Genomic DNA, 5,449 nt, shown 5'->3' on the forward strand with positions numbered 1-5,449 from the left:
GGTGGGGGTTAGGCGGCGGGGGCTAGGCGGCGGATGGCCATTCGGGCGGCGCCGGCGGCGCCGTCGCCTGCGGGGGTGGGGGGGGTGGAGAAGCGGGATTGCAGGCCGGAGCGGACTAGGTCGGCTACGGGGCCGTTGGAGAGGACTGAGCCGGCTAGGACTACGGGGGCGTGGGGGTCGTCCAGGGCGGGGCGGACGGCGTCGACGTCCATGAGGAGCCAGTCGGCGGCCTCCTGGACGATGCGGCAGGCGACCGGGTCGCCCGTCTCGGCCGCCGCGGAGACGACGGGGCCGATCCGGCCGAGAGCCGCGGGGGGTTTGCCGTAGACCTCCTTCAGGATGGCCTGCGGGAGGAGGCTCGGCGACGACGGCGGAAAGTGACGGGCCGGGCCCGCCGAGACGAGCTGGAGACGCGGACGCGGCGACAGCTCCGCCATCGCCGCCTGGCCGAGCAGGGCGCGCGGCACCAGATCGGACAGGATCGTGGGGGCGCCGCGGCCGTCCATCTCGGACCGCGCCGCCTTGACGCCCTGCCGGCCGATCCACACGGCGGAGCCCTCGTCGCCGAGCAGGTAGCCGTAGCCGTCGGCCCGGCGGACGATCTCGCCGTCGCGGATCACGGCCGCGCCAGCCCCCGTCCCGGCGAACACGACGATCCCCGTGGTCGCCGGGGTGCCGGACGCGAAGTTGATGGCGATGTCGGTGAAAACCTCCGGCTCGCCCTGCATTCCGAGCGACGACCACGCCTTCTGCGAGGCCGACACCAGCACGGGACGTCCGGCCGCGCCGGCGCCCGCGATCCCGAAGACCCCGCCGATGACGGCCGACGGGTCGATGCCGTCTGTGGCCTCGCGGAGCGCGGTGAACAGGGCGGTCTCCGGATCGCCGCCGGAGTTCGGGTTGGCCCCCGGCCCCTGCCCGGCCCCGACGACGGTGCCGTCGAGTGTGGCCAGCGCGCAGCGGGTATGAGTTCCCCCGGCGTCGATTCCGATCACGTACATGGCGTTGGGACTGACCAAATCCATCATCACATCACGTCCGTAGACCTTCCGGCGTTGACGCGACAAACCCCTTGTTAGAAACTTTCTTCCATGAGGAAACCCGAAGGTCAAGAGACGGGACACGCTGCACCTCCACTCAGCACGGTGGTTCGGGTCCGGTCACTGCTCCCCTCCCTCCCGCCCGCCGAGCGCCGCGTGGCCCAGCGGGTCGTGGAAGACCCGGAGGGGGTCGCCAACTCCACGATCACGGAGCTGGCCCAGGCGTGCGGGACCTCGGAGACGACCGTCATCCGGTTCTGCCGTGCTATCGGCTTCACCGGATATCCGGAGTTGCGATTGACGCTCGCGACCGAAGCCGGTCGCGCTCAGTCGGCTCAGGGCGGCCGGGTGGTCGGCAGTGACATCGGGCCCGATGACACTCTTGAGGATGTTGTGGAGAAGGTCACCTTCGCCGACGCGCGGGCGGTGGAGGAGACCGCGGCACAGCTCGACCTGAAGACCCTGGCACGAGTAATCGACGTCGTCGTGGGCGCGCGACGCGTCGATGTGTACGGAGTGGGCGCCAGCGCCTTCGTCGCGCTCGACTTTCAGCAGAAACTGCACCGCATCGGGCACACCTCCTACGCATGGTCCGATGCACACATCATGCTGACGAGTGCGGCAGTTCTCCAGCCGGGTGACGTAGCAGTGGGTATCTCACACAGCGGAACCACCGTCGAAACGCTTGACGCGCTGGCTGTAGCCGCAGGAAGGGGAGCCACGACCATAGCCCTGACCAACTACCCGAAATCGCCCATCGCCGAGTCCGCGGACCTGGTCCTCACCACCGCCGCACGGGAGACCACCTTCCGGTCCGGCGCCACCGCGAGCCGTCTGGCCCAGCTCACCGTCATCGACTGCGTCTTCGTGGGGGTGGCGCGCCAGACCTATGAGCCGACCAGGGACGCCCTGGAGGCCACCTTCAACGCGGTCCACGGCCGCAGCGTCCGTCCGGAGAGGAAACGCCGTTGAGCGACCTTCCCATCGATCTGCCCACCGAGCGCCGCAACCCGCGCACGCTCGACATCGACGAACTCCCCACACTCGAAGTGCTCCAGCGGATCAACGAGGAGGACGAGCGCGTCCCCCTGGCCGTCGCGCAGGTGCTTCCCCAGATCGCCGAGCTGGCCGATCTCGCCGTCGCGGCGCTGCGGAACGGAAGGCGGGTGCACTACTTCGGCGCCGGAACGTCGGGGCGGCTCGGCTTCATCGACGCCGCCGAGCTGCCGCCGACCTTCGGCACGCCGCCCGAGTGGGTCGTCGCCCACCACGCCGGCGGGGCCGGGGCGCTGTCGTCCGCGGTGGAGGGCGTCGAAGACGACGTCGAGCTGGGCGCGCACGACGCGGCGACGGTCCGGGACGGCGACGTCGCCATCGGGATCGCCGCCAGCGGCACCACCCCGTACGTCGTCGGCGCGCTCCGCCAGGCGGCGCTGGCCGGGGCGTCCACCGGACTGATCTCCGCCAATCCCGCGAGCTGGTTCGGCGGCGAGGTGGACGTCCATATCGGGCTCGACACCGGACCGGAAGTGATCAGCGGCTCGACCCGGATGAAGGCGGGCACAGCCACCAAGATGGTGCTGAACTCCTTCTCCACGGCCGTCATGATCAGACTGGGCCGCACCTACTCCAATCTGATGGTGAGCGTGAACGCGCTCAACTCCAAACTCCGCCGCCGGCTCATCCGCATCCTCGTCGAAGCCACCGGACTCGACGCGCGGACCTGCGAACACGCCCTCGCCGAAGCCGGCGGCGACACCCGGGTGGCACTGATCACCCTGCTCGCCGATGTCACCCCGCAGAGCGCCGCGCACGCGCTGGGCGAAGCGGGCGGCGCCGTGAAAGAGGCCCTGGCACTGCTGGAGCTCGACCGCGATCAGGAGAGATACGGCCTCAGCTCCTGACGGGCGACGGTACGGACGTGCACCTCGTCCGGACCGTCGAAGATCCGCATCGCTCTGATCCAGGTGTACATCTGCGCCAGGGGGAAGTCGTCGGAGACCCCCGCTCCCCCATGGATCTGGATCGCCCGGTCGACGACCTCGAACGCGGTCCGCGGAACCACCACCTTGATGGCGGCGATCTCGGTGCGCGCGCCCTTGGCGCCGTGCCGGTCGATCAGCCACGCCGTCTTCAACGTCAGCAGCCGAGCCTGCTCGATGGCCATCCGGCTTTCGGCGATCTGCTGCTGCACGACTCCCTGCGAGGCCAGCGGGCCGCCGAACGCCACCCGTCCGGCGGCCCGCCGGCACATCAGTTCCAGCGCGCGTTCGGCCATGCCCAGCGCCCTCATGCAGTGGTGGATCCGGCCGGGGCCGAGCCGGGCCTGGGAGATCGCGAACCCGTCGCCCTCGGCGCCGATCAGATGGGCGGCGGGCACCCGGACGTCCTCGAACAGCAGCTCGGAGTGGCCGTGCTGGTCCTGGTAGCCGAAGACCGGCAGATGGCGGACGATGGTCAGGCCGGGGGTGTCGCGCGGGACCAGGATCTGGGACTGCTGCCGGTGGGCGGGCGCGTCGGGGTCGGTCTTGCCCATCACGATGAAGATCTTGCAGCGTTCGTCGGCGGAACCGGTGATCCACCATTTACGGCCGTTGATCACGTATTCGTCGCCTTCGCGGCGGATCGAGGTGCCGATGTTGGTGGCGTCGGAGCTGGCGACGTCGGGCTCCGTCATGGCGAACGCGCTGCGGATCTCGCCGTTGAGTAGCGGTTCGAGCCACCGCTCGCGCTGCTCGTCCGTGCCGAACATGTGCAGGACTTCCATGTTGCCCGTGTCGGGAGCGGCGCAGTTCAGGGCCTCGGGGGCCAGATCCGGGCTGCGGCCGGTGATCTCGGCGAGCGTCGCGTACTCGAGGTTGGTGAGGCCGCCGACGTCCGGGAGGAACAGGTTCCACAGGCCGCGGGAGCGCGCCTCGGCCTTCAGCTCCTCGACGATCGGGGGCAGCGCGTGCTCGTCGTTGGCGGCGCGCCACGCCTTGTAGACGGGCTCGGCGGGATAGACGTGCGCGTCCATGAACTCGTGCAGTCTGGCCGAGTAGTCGCGCGCCCTGGGGCTCAGCTCGAAGTCCATACGGGCAAGTCAACCAGACCCCGGTCAGTCGGCACTTACACGGGCGGGCCGTACGCTACGGCCATGACCCTCCGCGCTGTGATCACCGACTGGGGCGGCGTCCTCACCTCCCCGATCAACCACGCCGTCAACGCCTGGCTGGCCGCCGACCGGATCGACGCCGAGCACTACAAGGGCGTCATGCGGACCTGGCTGGACGGCGCGTACGCCGGGACCGGCGCGCCCAGCCTGATCCACGGGCTGGAGGACGGGTCGCTGTCGCCCGCCGAGTTCGAGCGGCTGCTCGCGTTCGAACTGCGCACCGTGGACGGCCTCGAGGTGCCCGCCGACGGGCTGCTCGACCGGATGTTCGCCGAGTTCGCGCCCGTCGAACCCATGTACGCGACGATCCAGGAGTGCCGGCGGGCCGGGCTGGCGACCGCGCTGCTGTCGAACTCGTGGGGCAACACCTACCCGCGCGACCGGTGGGCCGACCTGTTCGACGCCGTCGTGATCTCCGGTGAGGTCCGGATGCGCAAGCCCGGCGCGGAGATCTTCCACCACACCGTCGATCTGCTGGGCCTGACGCCCGCCGAGTGCGTGTTTATCGACGACATCGTGCACAACGTCGAGGCCGCCGAGGCCCTCGGGATGACGGGAGTGCTGCACACCGACCCGGCGCTGACCCGGGCGCGGCTGGCGGAGCTGTTCACCCTGCCGGGTTGACGGGGGCGCCGCACCGACCTGGCAGACTGGGGAGATGCGCGTCTACCTGCCCGTCACGCTCCCGCTGCTCGCGAAGGCGCTCGCCGAGGGCGAACTGGCCGTCCACCACGCCTACGCCGTCACCCCGGCCCTCCGCGAGTGGTACGCCGACGGCGACCAGGAGGAGCTGGAGTACTCGGCCATGCTGTCGGCGGCCCGTGCCTCGCTCCGCCTCCTGGCGGGCGACCCGGACGCCCCGGCGCGCCGTGTCGTCCTGTCCGCCGAGGTCCCGGACGGGGCCGTCGCCTACGAGGGCGGCTATGAGAACCTCGGCGACTCCGACCGCGCCGAGGTCCGTCTCCGCGACGTCATCCCGGTCCGGAAGATCGCTTCCGGCCATGTCGACGACCCCGCCGCCACCCCCGACATCGCCGCCGCGGCGGCCGCCCTCGGCGCCGCCGACCAGGGCGACCTCGACGCCCAGTTCACCGTCGACGGCGCCGAAGGCCACGAACTCATGTGGTACGCCACCCAGGAACTCGCCGACCTGACCTGACCGGCGCCCTCGGCCCGTCAGAGGCCGAGGGTTTGGAGGGCGGGGAGTTCGGAGCGGGCGGCGGCTCGGGCCGCGGAGGCGGTGCGGGCTCGGCGG

The 5,449-nt window shown here is 70.9% G+C and carries 6 protein-coding genes; 4 read left to right on the forward strand and 2 right to left on the reverse strand.

Going from position 1 to position 5,449, the window contains the following annotated elements; all coding sequences use genetic code 11:
• Positions 1-8: 8 nt before the first annotated feature.
• Complete coding sequence (locus tag ACYVE7_RS28285) at positions 9-1,001, reverse strand: N-acetylglucosamine kinase (RefSeq protein WP_460368822.1); 993 nt, start codon at positions 999-1,001, stop codon at positions 9-11.
• A 90-nt stretch (positions 1,002-1,091) separates the two neighbouring features.
• Here ACYVE7_RS28285 and ACYVE7_RS28290 point away from each other — a divergent pair, with 90 nt between their 5' ends.
• Complete coding sequence (locus ACYVE7_RS28290) at positions 1,092-2,012, forward strand: MurR/RpiR family transcriptional regulator (RefSeq protein WP_460368824.1); 921 nt, start codon at positions 1,092-1,094, stop codon at positions 2,010-2,012.
• Positions 2,009-2,944, forward strand: coding sequence for an N-acetylmuramic acid 6-phosphate etherase (gene murQ / locus ACYVE7_RS28295; RefSeq protein WP_460368826.1), 936 nt, complete (start codon positions 2,009-2,011; stop codon positions 2,942-2,944). The genes ACYVE7_RS28290 and murQ overlap by 4 nt, the downstream gene beginning before the upstream one ends.
• Here the strand turns inward: murQ and ACYVE7_RS28300 are convergent.
• On the reverse strand, positions 2,917-4,113 hold the full coding sequence (locus ACYVE7_RS28300) for an acyl-CoA dehydrogenase family protein (RefSeq protein ID WP_460368828.1): 1,197 nt from the start codon (positions 4,111-4,113) through the stop codon (positions 2,917-2,919). The two genes, murQ and ACYVE7_RS28300, sit on opposite strands and share 28 nt — an antisense overlap.
• A 63-nt stretch (positions 4,114-4,176) precedes the next feature.
• On the opposite strand from ACYVE7_RS28300, the gene ACYVE7_RS28305 reads away from it, so the two are divergent.
• Both ACYVE7_RS28305 and ACYVE7_RS28310 read left to right on the forward strand, forming a co-directional pair.
• Positions 4,177-4,818, forward strand: coding sequence for an HAD family hydrolase (locus tag ACYVE7_RS28305; RefSeq protein ID WP_460368830.1), 642 nt, complete (start codon positions 4,177-4,179; stop codon positions 4,816-4,818).
• A gap of 34 nt (positions 4,819-4,852) precedes the next feature.
• Positions 4,853-5,353: a DUF6912 family protein gene (locus tag ACYVE7_RS28310; protein WP_460368831.1), complete on the forward strand. Its 501-nt coding sequence runs from the start codon at positions 4,853-4,855 to the stop codon at positions 5,351-5,353.
• Positions 5,354-5,449: the final 96 nt, after the last annotated feature.

The sequence above is a fragment of the Actinocorallia lasiicapitis genome, assembly GCF_054778695.1.

Bases quoted from the DNA above. Each gene is read 5' to 3' on its own strand.
- ACYVE7_RS28310 (WP_460368831.1), top strand. From the start codon at position 4,853: ATGCGCGTCTACCTGCCCGTCACGCTCCCGCTGCTCGCGAAGGCGCTC.
- ACYVE7_RS28305 (WP_460368830.1), top strand. From the start codon at position 4,177: ATGACCCTCCGCGCTGTGATCACCGACTGGGGCGGCGTCCTCACCTCC.
- ACYVE7_RS28290 (WP_460368824.1), top strand. From the start codon at position 1,092: ATGAGGAAACCCGAAGGTCAAGAGACGGGACACGCTGCACCTCCACTC.
- ACYVE7_RS28285 (WP_460368822.1), bottom strand. From the start codon at position 1,001: ATGTACGTGATCGGAATCGACGCCGGGGGAACTCATACCCGCTGCGCG.
- ACYVE7_RS28300 (WP_460368828.1), bottom strand. From the start codon at position 4,113: ATGGACTTCGAGCTGAGCCCCAGGGCGCGCGACTACTCGGCCAGACTG.